Here is a 14,998-nt window from a genome sequence, read left to right as displayed (position 1 = left end):
TGTGTCGTTCTGTAGATTCCATAAAAAACGCCCGACCTTTCCAGGCCGGGCGTTTTTATGTGTCCTGCAAAAATCAGGACTGACTGGTAGGCGTCGGGGTTGCCGGCGTTGCAGTCGGGGTAGCGGCAGCGTGGGTCGGTGGGGTCACCGAGTTGGTCGCTGGCGCCGGGGTTGCAGGCTTGGCCGCTACCGCTGGCTTTGGCGCTGCTGGCTTTTTGGCTACGGCAGGCTTCTTCGCCGCGGCCGGTTTGGCAGCCGGCTTGGCAGCTACAGGTTTTGCAGCCGCAGGTTTCGCGGCGGGTTTTGCAGCGACCGGCTTGGCTGCAGGTTTCGCAGCGGCTGGCTTGGCAGCAGGTTTAGCGGCAGCGGTTTTAGCCGCTGGCTTGGCTGCGGCTTTTGCTGCCGGCTTGGCGGCTGGTTTTGCCGCAGGTTTTGCAGCTGCTTTAGCGGCCACTGGTTTAGCGGCAGGCTTGGCGGCCGGTTTAGCCGCTGCGGTTTTAGCCGCTGCGGTTTTAGCCGCAGGCTTGGCAGCCGGTTTTGCAGCAGCTTTGGCCGGCGCTTTAGCGGCTGGCTTGGCTGCCGGTTTGGCGGCGGCCTTGACCAGCGGTTTAGCGGCGGTTTTTGCAGCAGGTTTGGCCGCTGCAGTTTTCGCGGCCGGCTTGGCAGCCGGTTTAGCCGCTGCGGTTTTAGCCGCAACGGGCGCAACTTTCGCGCCGGTGAGTTTTTCGATTTGCTTGGTCAAGGTATCGACCTTGCTGTGCAGCGCTTTGACTTCAGTACGGCTAGGCACGCCCAGTCGCGAAATGGCACTGTTCAGGCGCTTATCGAAAGCCCCTTCCAGTTCGCCCCACTTGTCGCTGATACGCGATTTGGCAGAACCGGCGGATGCTTTTGCCGCATCGACTTGTTTACCCACTGTGCTCTTGGTCAACTTCTCGGCCTTCTCGCCGTCTTTAACCAAAGTCTCGAAGTATTTACCGCCGTCACTGCTCACCTTCGAGTACACGCCTAAACCGGCCAGCCAGATCTTGCGGGAGTATTTTTCAACTTCCCCGATCCACGAGCTGCCTTCTTTATCAGTAGTCTTTTTACCAGCCATCCCGTTGTCTCCTTAGTGTTTACGCGCGACACGTTCGAGCAATGCCGTTAGCTCATCGAGCTTAGCAGAGAGTGTCTCCACGTCATGTTTAGACGGAATGCCGATCCGATTCAAGGCACTTCCAACACGACTATCAAAAGCGCTTTCAACTTTATCCAGTTGCACTTCGACTCGACCTTTGACGCCGAAGAGTTCGCTCTTGACTTGATCAATCTGACTGTTGGCCGCACCAAGTTGTTCAATCACAACTTTTTTGCCTTTACTTTCAACATGTTGACCAGTCTTAACGAGTTCCTTGAAGTACTCGGCGCCCTCGCTGCCGACCTTGGCATAAGCCCCCAAACCGGCCAGCCAGATCTTGCGGGCATAGGATTTATCGTCGATCAGGGCGTTAGTTCCGGTAGCAATTTTTTTCTTCAAAATAACTTTGGCCATGGTGCACCTCACGCATAAAGGGGGGAGGAACTGCCCACAGAAGTTGAGGGCTTGGGCACAAAGTAGGCAGAAAAATTAGAATCGGCACCCTAAGAAGGACGAAAATCAGGCCAGGGCTTTATCCAGCGCCTTCTCGATTTCGGACTTTATGGTGCCACTCATGGCGGACATCAACAGGCCCAGTTCGACTTCGATGCGCAGGGAATCCTCAGCCACTTTCACGGTGCCTTTAACTCCCGAGCGTTTGAGATTCAGTGTGTCGCCGACCCACGAAGACTCCAGGCCATATTGATCCTTGAGTTTGCTCGCCAACTTGTCGGCTTTTTCGCGGGCAGCGTCTTTACCCAGTGTGTGGGCACGTTCAACCTGTATACGGGCCATTTGAATGACTCCTCGTTATAGAGACTTGTCGACCCGCCATGCGGCAAAAGGTCTCGGTGGCCACCTATCTTACCTTCAGCCTTGCCAAGACAAAGCATGCCTTGGGGATTAGAATGCCCCCATTCTCTTTTGGTGACAGCGATATGACTGATCAGCGCAAAGGCAGCGATGCCGAACCCACCACTCACTTCGGCTTCAAGAACGTCCCGGAAAGCCAGAAAGCGGAAAAAGTCGCGGAGGTGTTTCACTCGGTAGCCGCCAAGTACGACTTGATGAACGACGTGCTGTCCGGCGGCATGCACCGCCTGTGGAAGCGCTTCACCATCGAGTTGTCGGGTGTACGCACCGGCAACCGGGTGCTGGATATCGCCGGCGGCACGGGCGACCTGGCGGCCAAGTTTTCCAAGCTGGTGGGCCCGACTGGCCAAGTGGTACTGGCCGACATCAACGGCTCGATGCTCAAGGTCGGTCGCGATCGCCTGCTGGACAAAGGCGTGGCGGGCAATATCGAATTCGTCCAGGCCGACGCTGAAAAGCTGCCATTCCCGGACAACCATTTCGACTGCGTCACCATCGCCTTCGGCCTGCGTAACGTGACCCACAAGGAAGACGCGCTGCGTTCCATGCTGCGCGTACTCAAGCCCGGCGGTCGCTTGCTGGTGCTGGAGTTCTCCAAGCCGACCAACGCATTGATGTCCAAGGTCTACGACACCTACTCGTTCGCCTTCATGCCGTTGATGGGCAAGCTGATCACCAATGACGCCGAAAGCTATCGCTACCTGGCCGAATCGATCCGCATGCACCCGAACCAGGAAACCCTGAAGTCGATGATGGTAGAGGCCGGTTTCGACCGCGTGACCTACCACAACATGACCTCGGGCATCGTCGCCCTGCACCGCGGCATCAAGCCCTGATGTTGTTCGCAGGCCTTCTCGCCAGCGTCGAACACGGCCTCAACCGTGTGCTGCGCCTGGACAGCACCGCCCTGGCGCGACTGGCGCACCTGAACGGCAGGATCATCGCCGTCGATTGCACCAGCCCCGCCTTGCAGCTGTTTATCCTGCCCAGCGATGAAGGCCTGTTGCTGGCGTCCCATTGGGCCGCCGATGCCGACTGCACCCTGCGTGCTTCCGGCTCAAGCCTGCTGCGCCTGGCCCTGAGCCGGGACAAGACGGCGATCCTCCATGGTCCGGACGTGGAACTTGAAGGCGACAGCGCGGTGCTGATGGACCTGGCCGCCGTGCTGCAAGACCTGGAACTGGACTGGGAGTACGAGCTGTCCCGTTGGCTCGGCCCGGTGGTCACCCAACTGATCAGCGGTCACCTGCGCAGCCGCACGCGCTGGTACCAGCAGGGTTTCGCCAGCCTGAACCAGAACCTCGCCGAATACCTGAGCGAAGAATCGCGCACCTTGGTCGGACAACGGGAAGCGGAAGCGCGCTTTCGTGAACTCGACCAGGCCAAACTCGACCTGGAACGACTTGAGGCGCGCTTCGAGCGCCTGAGCCGCTCCCTTGATTCAAGCGATAACGCATGAAGCTGCTCGCCGTCCGCCGTTTGTTTCGTATCCAGCGCGTCGTAATCCGCTACCGCCTCGATGACCTGCTGTTCGCCCTGCCGCTGCCGTGGTTCCTGCTGGCGGTGCGCTATGTGCTGCCGTGGCGCTGGTTCCCGCGCAAAACCCTCGAACTGAGCCGTGGCGCGCGCCTGCGCCTGGCGTTGCAGGACCTGGGGCCGATTTTCATCAAGTTCGGGCAGATCCTCTCCACCCGCCGCGACCTGTTGCCCGAAGACATCGCCGACGAGCTGATGCTGCTGCAGGACCGCGTGCCGCCGTTCGACTCGCAACTGGCGGTCACGTTGATCGAGGAACAGCTGGGCAAGAAGATCAGCGAAGTCTTCAGCCGCTTCGACATTGCGCCATTGGCTTCGGCCTCGGTGGCCCAGGTGCATGCCGCGCAACTGAAAAGCGGCGAAGAAGTGGTGGTGAAGGTGATCCGCCCGGGCCTCAAGCCGATCATCGGCCAGGACCTGGCGTGGCTGTTCATCCTCGCCCGCGCCGCCGAGCGTTTCTCGGCCGACGCGCGTCTGCTGCACCCGGTGGACGTGGTGCTGGACTACGAAAAAACCATCTACGACGAACTCGACCTGCTGCGCGAAGCGGCCAATGCCAGCCAGCTCAAGCGCAACTTCGAAGGCTCGCAGCTGCTGTACGTGCCGCAGGTCTATTGGGACTGGTGCCGCCCGAAAGTGCTGGTGATGGAGCGCATCTACGGCGTGCAGGTCACTGACCTCGCGACCCTGGCCGACCAGCGCACCGACATGAAAATGCTTGCCGAGCGCGGTGTGGAGATTTTCTTCACCCAGGTGTTCCGCGACAGCTTCTTCCACGCCGACATGCACCCCGGCAACATCTTCGTCAGCACCGTAAACCCGTGGAGCCCGCAGTACATCGCGATCGACTGCGGCATCGTCGGCAGCCTGACCCCGGAAGACCAGGATTACCTGGCGCGTAACCTGTTTGCCTTCTTCAAGCGTGACTACCGTCGCGTGGCGCAGTTGCACATTGATTCGGGCTGGGTGCCGGCTGAGACCAAACTCAACGAATTCGAAGCGGCGATCCGCACCGTGTGCGAGCCGATCTTTGAAAAACCGTTAAAAGATATTTCCTTCGGTCAGGTGCTGATGCGCCTGTTCCAGACGGCGCGGCGCTTCAATATGGAAGTGCAGCCGCAGCTGGTGCTGTTGCAAAAGACCTTGCTGAACATCGAAGGCCTGGGCCGCCAGCTGTACCCGGACCTGGACCTGTGGAACACCGCCCAGCCGTTCCTCGAGCGCTGGATGCGTGACCGTGTCAGCCCGAAAACCCTGCTGGGCAACCTGCAAAGCCAAGTCGAGCAACTGCCGCACCTGGCCAACATGACCCGCGACCTGCTGGAGCGCATGTCCCAGCCCCACGCCAACGACCCGCCGCCGCCGTGGCACAAGCGCAAGGACGACTGGTTCCTGCGCCTGTTGGGCGCCGCGCACCTGGTGGGCGGCACGATACTGGCCGCCGGCGGTCCGCTGAACGAACTGGGCCACTGGCCGGCTGGCATCATGGTCGCCGTGGGCGTGTATCTGATCGTGCGTCGATAGCCAATCCGGTTATACACTGTCGCAAATTGCCGGAGCCGAAAATGAAAGACTGGCTGGACGAGATCAAGTGGGACAGTGACGGCCTGGTGCCGGCCATTGCCCAGGACTACAAGACCGGGCGCGTGCTGATGATGGCCTGGATGAACCGCGAGGCCCTGAGCCTGACCGCCACCGAGAACCGTGCCATTTACTGGTCACGTTCCCGTGGCAAACTGTGGCGCAAGGGCGAAGAGTCCGGGCACGTGCAAACCCTGCATGAGATGCGCATCGACTGCGACGCCGATGTGGTGATCCTCAAGGTCGAGCAGATCGGCGATATCGCCTGTCATACCGGCCGTCACAGCTGCTTCTACCGCGTGTTCGAGAACGGCGAGTGGAAGACCGTCGAGCCCGTGCTCAAAGACCCGCACGCTATTTACTCGGCAGGACACTGAACATGACCGATACCCTGAACCGCCTGGCCCAGGTGCTGGAAGACCGCAAAGGCGCGGCCGCCGACAGCTCTTATGTCGCCAGCCTGTACCACAAGGGTCTGAACAAGATTCTGGAAAAGCTCGGCGAAGAGTCCGTCGAGACGATTATTGCTGCCAAGGACGCGCAAATCAGCGGCGACTGCAGCGACGTGATCTACGAAACTGCCGACTTGTGGTTCCACAGTCTGGTCATGCTCGCCCAACTGGGGCAGCATCCACAGGCAGTGCTTGATGAACTGGACCGTCGCTTCGGCTTGTCCGGGCATGCCGAAAAGGCCTCGCGCCCGTCCGCCTGACCAACTTTTACAGAGGAATTGCAGCATGGGCATTTTTGACTGGAAACACTGGATCGTCATTCTGGTAGTGGTTGTTCTGGTGTTCGGCACCAAGAAGCTGAAAAACCTCGGCACCGACGTCGGTGAGTCGATCAAGGGCTTTCGCAAGGCCATGAACGACGACGAAAAGCCTGCCGACCCTACCGTGAACCCGGTGCCACCGGCGCAGCCTGTGCACCCGCAGGCCACTCAGCCGATCACTGAACGTCGCACCTTCGACGTACAGGCCGAGCACGTCAAAGAGCAGAACCAAAAAGACTCGTGAGTACTGAATAATGTTTGGTATCAGCTTCTCTGAACTGCTGCTCGTCGGCCTCGTGGCCCTGCTGGTACTGGGGCCGGAACGCCTGCCCGGTGCCGCGCGCACGGCCGGCCTGTGGATCGGGCGCCTGAAACGCAGTTTCAACGCCATCAAACAGGAAGTTGAACGGGAAATAGGCGCCGACGAGATTCGCCGGCAACTGCACAACGAGCACATTCTGTCGTTGGAGCAAGAGGCACGGAAGATTCTCTCGCCAGTGCAGGAAACGCCCAAGCCGGTTGAGCCTGTGGCCGAGCAATCGATTGCACCGCCCGCCGCACCTGCACCTGCACCGGTCGTTGAGCCCGTGCATGCCGCCGAGCCTGCGCCCGCCGCGCCAGCAACCCCGACCGAACCCGCGCCGACGCCTGCCGTGTCGCCCGCGCCCCACGACCCTACATTGCCGCCGCGAGCCCCATGAGCGCTGATAAACCGGAAACCGACCAGCACATGCCACTGGTCTCGCACCTCACCGAGTTGCGTACCCGCCTGCTGCGCTGTGTCGCGGCGATCTTCATCATCTTTGCCGGGCTGTTTGCCTTCACCCAGCAGATCTACACCTTCGTCTCCACGCCGCTGCGCAATTACTTGCCGGCCGGCGCGACGATGATCGCCACCGACGTGTCGTCACCGTTCCTCACGCCGCTGAAGCTGACGATGATGGTTTCGCTGTTCCTGGCGATCCCGGTGATCCTGCATCAGATCTGGGGTTTTATCGCGCCGGGCCTGTACAAGCATGAAAAACGCATCGCCGTGCCGCTGCTGGTGTCGAGCATCCTGCTGTTCTACACCGGGATGGCCTTCGCCTACTTCCTGGTGTTCCCGCTGATCTTCAAGTTCTTCGCCGCTGCTACGCCGGCCGGTGTGGAAATGATGACCGACATCACCAGCTACCTCGACTTCGTGATGACGCTGTTCTTCGCCTTTGGCGTGGCCTTCGAAATCCCGGTAGCCGTGGTGCTGCTGGTGTGGATCGGCGTGGTCGACGTCAAATACCTGAAGAAGATCCGCCCGTACGTGATCATCGGCTGCTTCGTGGTCGGCATGATCCTGACCCCGCCGGACATCTTCTCCCAGACCCTGCTGGCCGTACCGATGTGGATGCTGTTCGAGATTGGCATCCTGTTTGGCAGCCTGGTGAGCAAGCGTGGCGATCACCCGGATGACCAACCCGCCGACGACGACCAGCCGCCAGCGACCCAGCCGTGAACCTGTTGCTGCTTGAGGAGGCCGACTTTATCGCGGCCGACCGGGTGGTGCTGCGTGATCGGCGCCTGGTGCATATGCAGGAAGTCCACCGTGCCGCCGTAGGCGATAGCCTGCGGGTCGGGCGCATTGGCGGGTTGATGGGCAATGCGCAATTGCTGCGCCTGGAAACCCAGGAAGCCGAGCTGGAAGTCACCTTCGACCAGCCGCCGCCGGCCAAACTGCCCCTGACCCTGCTGCTGGCCCTGCCCCGTCCGAAAATGCTCCGCCGAGTGCTGCAAACCGTTGCGTCCATGGGCGTGCCGCGAGTGGTGCTGGTGAACAGCTATCGTGTGGAAAAGAGCTTCTGGCAAACGCCATTCCTCGAGCCGGAAGCCATTCGCGAGCAACTGATCCTCGGGTTGGAACAGTCCCGAGACACGGTGCTGCCCGAGATTGTTATCGAAAAGCGCTTCAAGCCATTCGTCGAAGACCGCCTGCCCGCCCTGGCGCACGGCACCCTCGGCCTGATTGGCCACCCGGGCGACTATCCGCCCTGCCCTCGTGGCCTGGATGAACCGGTCACCCTGGCCATCGGTCCGGAAGGCGGCTGGATTCCCTACGAGGTGGATCTGCTGGCCAAGGCCGGGTTACAACCGGTGCAACTGGGGGCCCGGATCCTGAGGGTCGAAACCGCCGTCACCGCCTTGCTCGCCCGCCTTTTCTAACACCGCTCTCTCCCGTAGGAGCGAGCTTGCTCGCGAAAAACTCAAGGACACCGCGTTCATTCAGAATGCCCGCGTTACCGTTGACGACCTTCGCGAGCAAGCTCGCTCCTACAGAATCCTGCTGACCTGCCGATACGCTCTGAATAAGTCCAAGCCTTGTTCCAGGGGAGTTCGCAGCATGTATCGTTGGTTAGCCGAGAAACTGGGGAATGTCAGCGTCAACCGCAAGCTGAGCATAGGCTTCGGCCTGGTATTGGTCCTGACCCTATTGATCACCTTCACCGGCTGGACCGGCCTCAGCGGCGTGATCAGCCGTGGCGACAAGCTGGGCTATATTTCCAGCCTCAACGGGCTGTCCAAAGACCTGCGCCTGGCGCGCCTGGACTTCGAAATGCGTCGCGGCGAACAAGGTACCGGTGCGGTCAACGACTTGATCACACAGCTGGACAGCGGCCTGAAAACTGCCGCAGAACTGATCGAGCAACCCGCCGACAAGCTCGTCGTGGAACAACAACAGGACGCCTTGGGCCAATATAAAAAAGCCTTCGGCGCCATGGTCCAGGCCGGCCTCAAGCGCGAAGGTGCCCGCAGCAAACTGGGGGATACCGCCGACAACGCCGTGGCAAAAACCAACGAAGTGGAAAAATCCCTGCTGCAAGGCGACAGCGTCACGTTGTTCAACAGCGTGGTCGACCTGAGCAAACTGATCCAGCAAGCGCGCTTCCAGGTGCGCGGCTACACCTACAGCGGCAAGGTCGAAGCCGAACAGCCGGCTCTGGATGCCATCGACAACGCCCTGAAAAAAATCACCGACCTCAGCGACCAGTTGCCCGAGCAATATCGGGCCAACCTGCAAGAAGCCAGCGTCTCGCTGCAGGCCTACCGCGCCGCCGTCAGCCAGTACCGCGATTCCCAGGTGGCCACCGCTGCCGCGACGAAAATCATGGCCGAGCAAGGCGACCTCCTGCTCGACCACAGCGACAAACTCACCACTTCGCAAACCGTGGTGCGCGATACCGACACGGCCCGCGCCAAGAACCTGTTGCTGCTGGCCACGGCCCTGGCGTTGGCCTTCGGCATACTCGCCGCCTGGGCCATCACCCGCCAGATCGTTATCCCGCTGAGCCAAACCCTTAAAGTAGCCGAGCGGGTAGCGGCTGGTGACCTCAGCCACAACCTGATCTCCGAACGCCGCGATGAGCTGGGCCAACTGCAACGCTCCATGCAGAGCATGACCGTAGGCCTGCGGGAACTGATCGGTGGCATCAGCGACGGCGTCACCCAGATTGCCAGCGCCGCCGAGCAACTGTCGGCCGTCACCGAGCAGACCAGCGCCGGGGTCAACAGCCAAAAGGTCGAGACCGACCAGGTGGCCACCGCCATGAACGAAATGGCCGCTACCGTGCAGGAAGTCGCACGTAATGCCGAGGAAGCGTCCGAAGCGGCTGTAGCCGCCGATCAGCAGGCCCGCGAAGGCGACAAGGTGGTCGGTGAGGCCATTGCCCAGATCGAGCGTCTCGCCAGTGAGGTGGGCAACTCCACCGAGGCCATGGGCCATCTCAAGCGCGAGAGCGACAAGATAGGCAGCGTGCTGGACGTGATCAAGTCCGTGGCTCAGCAAACCAACCTGCTGGCCCTCAACGCGGCCATCGAGGCAGCGCGCGCCGGTGAAGCCGGGCGCGGGTTTGCGGTGGTCGCCGATGAAGTGCGCAGCCTTGCTCAACGCACCCAGAAATCCACCGAGGAAATCGAAGAGTTGATCGTCGGCCTGCAAAGCGGCACCCAGCAGGTGGCGACCATCATGGACAACAGTCGCAGCCTCACCGACAGCAGCGTCGAGCTGACTCGCCGGGCCGGCAACGCCCTGGAAAACATCACCCGCACCGTCTCGACCATCCAGGCGATGAACCAACAGATCGCCACCGCCGCCGAGCAACAGAGCGCCGTGGCCGAAGAGATCAACCGCAGCGTGCTCAACGTGCGGGATGTTTCCGAACAGACCTCGGCGGCCAGCGAAGAAACCGCTGCTTCCAGTGCCGAACTGGCGCGGCTGGGGATTTACCTGCAAACCCTCGTGGGTCGCTTCAAGGTCTAGCCATCTCGCGGCGGCCATCAGGCCGCCATCCTGACAACTTGTGAAATTTCCTACGCGTTTTTCAGGTCGTGGATCACACACCTGGCGCCGAATAAAAGTAGCGTTTCAACTCCCCTGACCGTTGTCGGCCGGACGCTTGAAACGCTCCTTTTGATTCGTTGGAGGTTCACCATGTTTCGTCCACTGACCCGCCTGCTTGGAAACATCAGCATCAGCCTCAAACTTGCCCTGGGCTTTGGCCTGGTGCTCAGTCTCAGCCTGATCATCGCGTCTACCGGCTGGCAAGCCTTGAGCGCATCGCTCGATCGCTCACAAAAACTCACGATCCTTTCGCAATTGGCGGTCGTCGGCGAAGAGTTGCGCGCTGATCGCATTATCTATCGCACCCTTAACGACCCCTCCAACCTGTCCAAGATAGGCCTGCACATGGACAGGATCGACCAGTTTCTGGTTGAGCTTTCCCCACGTTTTTCCGACCCGGTCAACCAACAACAATTGCAGGAAAGCCGACGTTTTGTCACCCGCTTCAAAACCGCCTTCAGCAGCCTGGACGGGCTGATCAAACAACGCGAGAGCGCCCGCGAACAGCTCAAGCGCAGCTCAATACAGAGCAGTGACAGCCTTTCTGAACTGTCCAGCAACCTGCCCAATCAAGACGATGAAAAGGCCCTCGACGCCGTAGAACAATTGCGCCAGGCAATGGAACAAGCCGAAGACCACGCCCAAAGCCCCGCTTGGGCTGCGGCGTCATTGGACGCGTATGCGAACGGCATAAATGACGCGCTACTGGCTCTGGATGGCGCCCAAGCGGTTGTGGGCGCATTGCCGGTTGATGCAAGCGCCCTGAGAAACGCCCTGCTCGACTTTCGGATTCACCTGACACGCCTCAAGGACGCCCAACTCAACACCGAGGCCATCCAGAATCAGCTTGAGCAATGGCTGGATCAGTTGCTCAAGGAAAGCGACCTGTTGAGCCAGGACCAGACCGCCAAGCGTGACAAGGACGCAAGCCTGGCTCGCACCCTGCTGCTGAATGTCACTGGTGCGGCGCTGTTATTGGGGGCTCTGGCTGCCTGGTTGATCGCCGCGCAAATCGTCGCACCCTTACGCCAAGCCCTGTCGACCGCAAACCGCATTGCGGCGGGCGATTTGAGCCAGGATATCCAGACCTCGCGCCGGGATGAACTGGGGCAACTGCAGCGCAGCATCGGGCAGATGACCGTCAATCTGCGAGGCTTGATCGGTGGCATCGGCGACAGCGCCCGGCAGATCGCCAGCGCCGCCGAGCAACTGTCTGCCGTCACCGAACACACCCGTGCCGGGGTCGACGGCCAGAAACAGGAAACCGAACAAGTCGCCACCGCGATGAATCAAATGCTCGCCACCTCCCAGGAGGTCGCGCGCCATGCCGAGCAAGCCTCGCTTGCCGCCACCGAGGCCGACCAGCAGGCAAGCGCGGGGGATCAGGTGGTGGCCGAGGCCATTGCGCACATTGAGCACCTGGCCCGTGAGATGGCCCGGTCAAGCCAAGCCATGCAAGGATTGCAACAGGAAAGCCGGAAGATCGGCAGCGTGCTGGAGGTGATCAAATCGGTCTCTGAACAGACCAATTTACTGGCCCTCAACGCCGCGATCGAAGCGGCCCGCGCCGGCGAGGCTGGCAGAGGCTTTGCGGTGGTCGCCGACGAAGTGCGCAGCCTGGCGCAACGCACACAGCAATCGGCCGAGGAAATCGAGGAACTGATCAGTGGCCTGCACCGAGGCACACAGCAGGTCGCAGACATCATGGACAACAGTCGCAGCCTCACCGACAACAGCGTGCAACTGACCCGCCGGGCGGGTGATGCGCTGGCTGGCATCACCCGTACCGTGTCCGTGATTCAGGAGATGAACCCGCAGATTGCCGCTGCCGCAGAGGAGCAAACGGCCGTCGCGGAAGAGATCAATCGCAGCGTGCTGAAGGTCAAGGACGTATCGGAACAGACCTCGGCCGCGAGTCAGGAGACTGCGGCGGCCAGTGTCGAACTGGCGCGCCTGGGCACGGATTTGCAGGTGTGGGTGGGCAAGTTCAAGGTCTAGCCGTTACAACACCTGGCGCAGGAACGCTTGGGCCCGGGGGTCTCTCGGCGCGTCGAAGAACTGCGCCGGGGCGGCGTCCTCCAGCAGCTTGCCGTGATCGAAAAACAGCACGCGATCGGCCACTTCCCGGGCGAAACCCATTTCATGGGTAACGCAGACCATGGTCATGCCTTCCAGGGCCAGGGTCTTCATCACGTCCAGCACTTCGCCGACCATTTCCGGGTCCAGGGCCGAGGTGGGCTCGTCAAACAGCATCACCTTGGGCTCCATCGCCAGCGCGCGGGCAATTGCCACACGCTGCTGCTGGCCACCGGAAAGCCGCGACGGGAACTCGTTGGCTTTCTGGGCGATGCCGACTTTTTCCAGAAGGGCCAGGGCCTTGGCTTCGCGCTCTTTCTTGCCCCGTTTGCGCACGACTTTTTGCGCCAGGCAGAGGTTTTCCAGCACGGTCATGTGGGGGAACAGGTTGAAGTGCTGGAACACCATGCCGACTTCGCGACGGTAGGCGTTCACGTCGGTTTTCGGGTCTGCCAGTTGCAGGCCGTCAATGCTCACCGAGCCGGAATCGAACTCTTCCAGGCCGTTAAGGCAACGCAGGAACGTCGACTTACCGGAACCGGACGGGCCGATCACCACCAGTACTTCACCCTTGGCCACTTGGGTGGTCACGTTGTCCACCGCGCGCACGACGTGGCCACGGGTGTCGAAGACTTTTACCAGATCGCGGACTTCAATCACTTTGCGCGAGCCTCCGCTCAAGCCGGCTGGCGATTTTCGACAGCGGCAGGTTGATCAGCAGGTAGAGGCCTGCGACGCAGAACAGGATTTCAAACGGTGAGAACGAGGTGGTGATGACCTCGCGGCCGCTTTTCAGCAGTTCGGTAATCGCGATCACCGACACCAGGGAGGTGTCCTTCACCAGGCTGATAAATTGCCCGGCCAGAGGCGGCAGCACACGCTTGAAGGCTTGCGGCAACACCACATGACGCATCGACTGCCCAGCACTGAGCCCCAGGGAACGTGCCGCTTCATTTTGGCCACGGGCAATCGACTGCACGCCGGCGCGGATGATTTCCGCCACATAGGCGCCGGTAAACAGCGACAGCGCAGCGATCCCGGCGAACTCCCGGGACAGGTTGAGCACCGTGCCGATAAAGAAATAGAAAATGAAGATCTGCACCAATAGCGGCGTACCGCGCACCAGTTCGACGTAAATCGTCGACAAGTCGCGCAACGTCGGGTTATTCGACAAGCGACACAAACCGGTCGCCAGGCCGATCAACAGTCCCAGCACCCCGGACACCACCGACAGCCACAACGTAGTCCACAGACCCCACAGCAACGGGCCCGCAGCCCAATGCCGGGTAACGCCGACCACATCGCCCTCGGCCACGTCATCGCCCTTGGCCACTTGCAGGCTGTTCTCGGCCACGGTCAGGTGCTGTTCGTTGCCCTCGTCATTACGCAGGGTGACTTCAGCCACATCGGCCTTGCGCACCAACTCGCTGACGGTGGAAATGTCCGCCGCCCGCTGGGATTCTTCGGCCTGGTAGACGAAGTACTGCGGCACACGGTTCCAGCGCCATTCGTAGGACATCAGCGAGGTGGCGTAATACAACGCGCCGGCCAGGCCGACCAGCACCAGCACCGTCAGCAGGTGCCAGGGCCATTGGGCTTTTTTCTGTTTCATTTCAGGTTCCGGGATGTGTATCGCCTGGCAGGCCCTATTCGCGAGCAAGCCCGCTCCCACATTTCGACCGCGATCTAATGTGGGAGCGGGCTTGCTCGCGAAGGGCTCGACTCGGTATTAAGCCAACCTTATTCCATGTCCTTGAGCCACTCGGAGCTCTTGAACCACTTGTCATGGATGCGATCGTAGGTGCCGTCGTTACGGATCTGGTGCAGGAAGTTGTTGATGAAGTTGATGCTGTCGTAGTCGCCCTTCTTCAGGCCGAACGCCAGGGGCTCAAAGGTGAACGGCTGGTCGAGGAACACCAGCTTGCCGGCGCCGACCTTGTTCACGGCCACCACGTTGTACGGCGCGTCATAGACGAAGGCGTCAGCCTTGCCGTTGACCACGTCGAGCACGGCTTCCTGCTCGTTGTCGTAGCCGTGGTACTTGGCCTTGGAGATCAGCTTCTTGGCAACCATTTCGCCGGTGGTACCGAGCTTGGAGGTCAGGCGGTATTTCTCGTCGTTCAGGTCTTTGTAGGACTTGATGGTGCCTTCCAGCTCCTTGCGGATCAGCAGGGTCTGGCCGACCACGATGAACGGTTCGCTGAAGTTCAGGCGCAGGTTGCGCTCCTGGGTCAGGGTCATGCCGCTGCCGATCATGTCGAACTTGTTGGTCAGCAGGGCCGGGATGATGCCGTCATAGCCGGTGGAGATCGGCTCAAACTTCACGCCCATGGACTTGGCCATGGCCTTGAGGATGTCGACTTCAAAGCCGATGATTTCACCGCGCTTGTTGGTCATCTGGAACGGCATGTAGGTCGGGTCCATGCCGACTTTCAGCGTGCCGCGCTTGACCGCATCATCGATGGCGCCGGCGTGGGCCGCGTTGACCGCCACCAGTGCGGTGACGCCTAGCAGCAGCATCGAAAGATACTTTTTCATCATCAAGTCCCCTGAACTCATTTTATTGTGAGATCGGCGCGCAAAAGGGCTGCACCATTTCGGGGTGCGATCCTAACTCACTCACCGCCCGGTACAAAGGTTTCGCCGGGATTTGTTGCCAAGGTATGACAGA

The 14,998-nt window shown here is 60.7% G+C and carries 17 protein-coding genes and 1 pseudogene; 12 read left to right on the top strand and 6 right to left on the bottom strand.

Annotation, left to right across the window (positions count from 1 at the left end):
* Positions 1-73: 73 nt before the first annotated feature.
* From SNL23_RS08270 to SNL23_RS08260, 3 genes are all read right to left on the bottom strand, one after another.
* Positions 74-1,099 carry a phasin family protein gene (locus SNL23_RS08270; RefSeq protein WP_318301990.1) on the bottom strand — a complete coding sequence of 342 codons (1,026 nt, stop codon included), beginning with the start codon at positions 1,097-1,099 and terminating at the stop codon, positions 74-76.
* A gap of 12 nt (positions 1,100-1,111) precedes the next feature.
* Complete coding sequence (locus SNL23_RS08265; protein WP_318301989.1) at positions 1,112-1,534, bottom strand: phasin family protein; 423 nt, start codon at positions 1,532-1,534, stop codon at positions 1,112-1,114.
* 105 nt (positions 1,535-1,639) lie between these two features.
* The gene (locus tag SNL23_RS08260) at positions 1,640-1,915 is read right to left on the bottom strand and encodes a polyhydroxyalkanoic acid system family protein (protein WP_076018093.1); all 276 of its coding nucleotides are present in this window, start codon (positions 1,913-1,915) and stop codon (positions 1,640-1,642) included.
* A 143-nt stretch (positions 1,916-2,058) separates the two neighbouring features.
* Here SNL23_RS08260 and ubiE point away from each other — a divergent pair, with 143 nt between their 5' ends.
* The 12 genes and pseudogenes from ubiE to SNL23_RS08205 all read left to right on the top strand — a co-directional run bounded on the left by ubiE (position 2,059) and on the right by SNL23_RS08205 (position 12,249).
* Positions 2,059-2,829: a bifunctional demethylmenaquinone methyltransferase/2-methoxy-6-polyprenyl-1,4-benzoquinol methylase UbiE gene (gene ubiE, locus SNL23_RS08255; RefSeq protein ID WP_003209306.1), complete on the top strand. Its 771-nt coding sequence runs from the start codon at positions 2,059-2,061 to the stop codon at positions 2,827-2,829.
* Positions 2,829-3,452: a ubiquinone biosynthesis accessory factor UbiJ gene (locus SNL23_RS08250; protein ID WP_167662976.1), complete on the top strand. Its 624-nt coding sequence runs from the start codon at positions 2,829-2,831 to the stop codon at positions 3,450-3,452. The genes ubiE and SNL23_RS08250 overlap by 1 nt, the downstream gene beginning before the upstream one ends.
* Positions 3,449-5,053, top strand: coding sequence for a ubiquinone biosynthesis regulatory protein kinase UbiB (gene ubiB / locus SNL23_RS08245; protein ID WP_167662977.1), 1,605 nt, complete (start codon positions 3,449-3,451; stop codon positions 5,051-5,053). Before SNL23_RS08250 ends, ubiB begins: the two co-directional genes overlap by 4 nt.
* Positions 5,054-5,094: 41 nt before the next feature.
* Entirely contained in the window at positions 5,095-5,487 is a 393-nt protein-coding gene (gene hisI / locus SNL23_RS08240; protein WP_076018095.1) for a phosphoribosyl-AMP cyclohydrolase, read from the top strand.
* 2 nt (positions 5,488-5,489) lie between these two features.
* Complete coding sequence (locus SNL23_RS08235; RefSeq protein ID WP_017478214.1) at positions 5,490-5,822, top strand: phosphoribosyl-ATP diphosphatase; 333 nt, start codon at positions 5,490-5,492, stop codon at positions 5,820-5,822.
* Positions 5,823-5,847: 25 nt separating this feature from the next.
* The gene (locus SNL23_RS08230; RefSeq protein WP_076018096.1) at positions 5,848-6,126 is read left to right on the top strand and encodes a twin-arginine translocase TatA/TatE family subunit; all 279 of its coding nucleotides are present in this window, start codon (positions 5,848-5,850) and stop codon (positions 6,124-6,126) included.
* Between the two features lie 10 nt (positions 6,127-6,136).
* Positions 6,137-6,583 carry a Sec-independent protein translocase protein TatB gene (gene tatB / locus SNL23_RS08225; RefSeq protein ID WP_318301988.1) on the top strand — a complete coding sequence of 149 codons (447 nt, stop codon included), beginning with the start codon at positions 6,137-6,139 and terminating at the stop codon, positions 6,581-6,583.
* On the top strand, positions 6,580-7,371 hold the full coding sequence (tatC, locus tag SNL23_RS08220; RefSeq protein ID WP_003209295.1) for a twin-arginine translocase subunit TatC: 792 nt from the start codon (positions 6,580-6,582) through the stop codon (positions 7,369-7,371). The genes tatB and tatC overlap by 4 nt, the downstream gene beginning before the upstream one ends.
* Positions 7,368-8,075, top strand: coding sequence for a 16S rRNA (uracil(1498)-N(3))-methyltransferase (locus SNL23_RS08215; RefSeq protein WP_076018098.1), 708 nt, complete (start codon positions 7,368-7,370; stop codon positions 8,073-8,075). Before tatC ends, SNL23_RS08215 begins: the two co-directional genes overlap by 4 nt.
* A gap of 178 nt (positions 8,076-8,253) precedes the next feature.
* Positions 8,254-9,312: pseudogene (locus SNL23_RS31475) on the top strand (methyl-accepting chemotaxis protein); the annotation flags it as partial.
* Positions 9,298-10,170 carry a methyl-accepting chemotaxis protein gene (locus SNL23_RS31470; RefSeq protein ID WP_412104179.1) on the top strand — a complete coding sequence of 291 codons (873 nt, stop codon included), beginning with the start codon at positions 9,298-9,300 and terminating at the stop codon, positions 10,168-10,170. The pseudogene SNL23_RS31475 and the gene SNL23_RS31470, both read left to right, overlap by 15 nt.
* Positions 10,171-10,341: 171 nt before the next feature.
* Positions 10,342-12,249 carry a methyl-accepting chemotaxis protein gene (locus SNL23_RS08205; RefSeq protein ID WP_318301986.1) on the top strand — a complete coding sequence of 636 codons (1,908 nt, stop codon included), beginning with the start codon at positions 10,342-10,344 and terminating at the stop codon, positions 12,247-12,249.
* A 3-nt stretch (positions 12,250-12,252) separates the two neighbouring features.
* On the opposite strand, the gene SNL23_RS08200 is transcribed toward SNL23_RS08205, so the two are convergent.
* The 3 genes from SNL23_RS08200 to SNL23_RS08190 all read right to left on the bottom strand — a co-directional run bounded on the left by SNL23_RS08200 (position 12,253) and on the right by SNL23_RS08190 (position 14,865).
* Positions 12,253-12,987: an amino acid ABC transporter ATP-binding protein gene (locus SNL23_RS08200; RefSeq protein WP_076018101.1), complete on the bottom strand. Its 735-nt coding sequence runs from the start codon at positions 12,985-12,987 to the stop codon at positions 12,253-12,255.
* Complete coding sequence (locus SNL23_RS08195; protein ID WP_076018102.1) at positions 12,980-13,939, bottom strand: amino acid ABC transporter permease; 960 nt, start codon at positions 13,937-13,939, stop codon at positions 12,980-12,982. Before SNL23_RS08195 ends, SNL23_RS08200 begins: the two co-directional genes overlap by 8 nt.
* A gap of 128 nt (positions 13,940-14,067) precedes the next feature.
* Positions 14,068-14,865: a transporter substrate-binding domain-containing protein gene (locus SNL23_RS08190; protein ID WP_076018212.1), complete on the bottom strand. Its 798-nt coding sequence runs from the start codon at positions 14,863-14,865 to the stop codon at positions 14,068-14,070.
* Positions 14,866-14,998: the final 133 nt, after the last annotated feature.

It is taken from the genome of Pseudomonas sp. SED1, assembly GCF_034044025.1.
GTDB lineage: Bacteria > Pseudomonadota > Gammaproteobacteria > Pseudomonadales > Pseudomonadaceae > Aquipseudomonas.
This window is presented reverse-complemented; position numbering and strand designations above follow the sequence as displayed.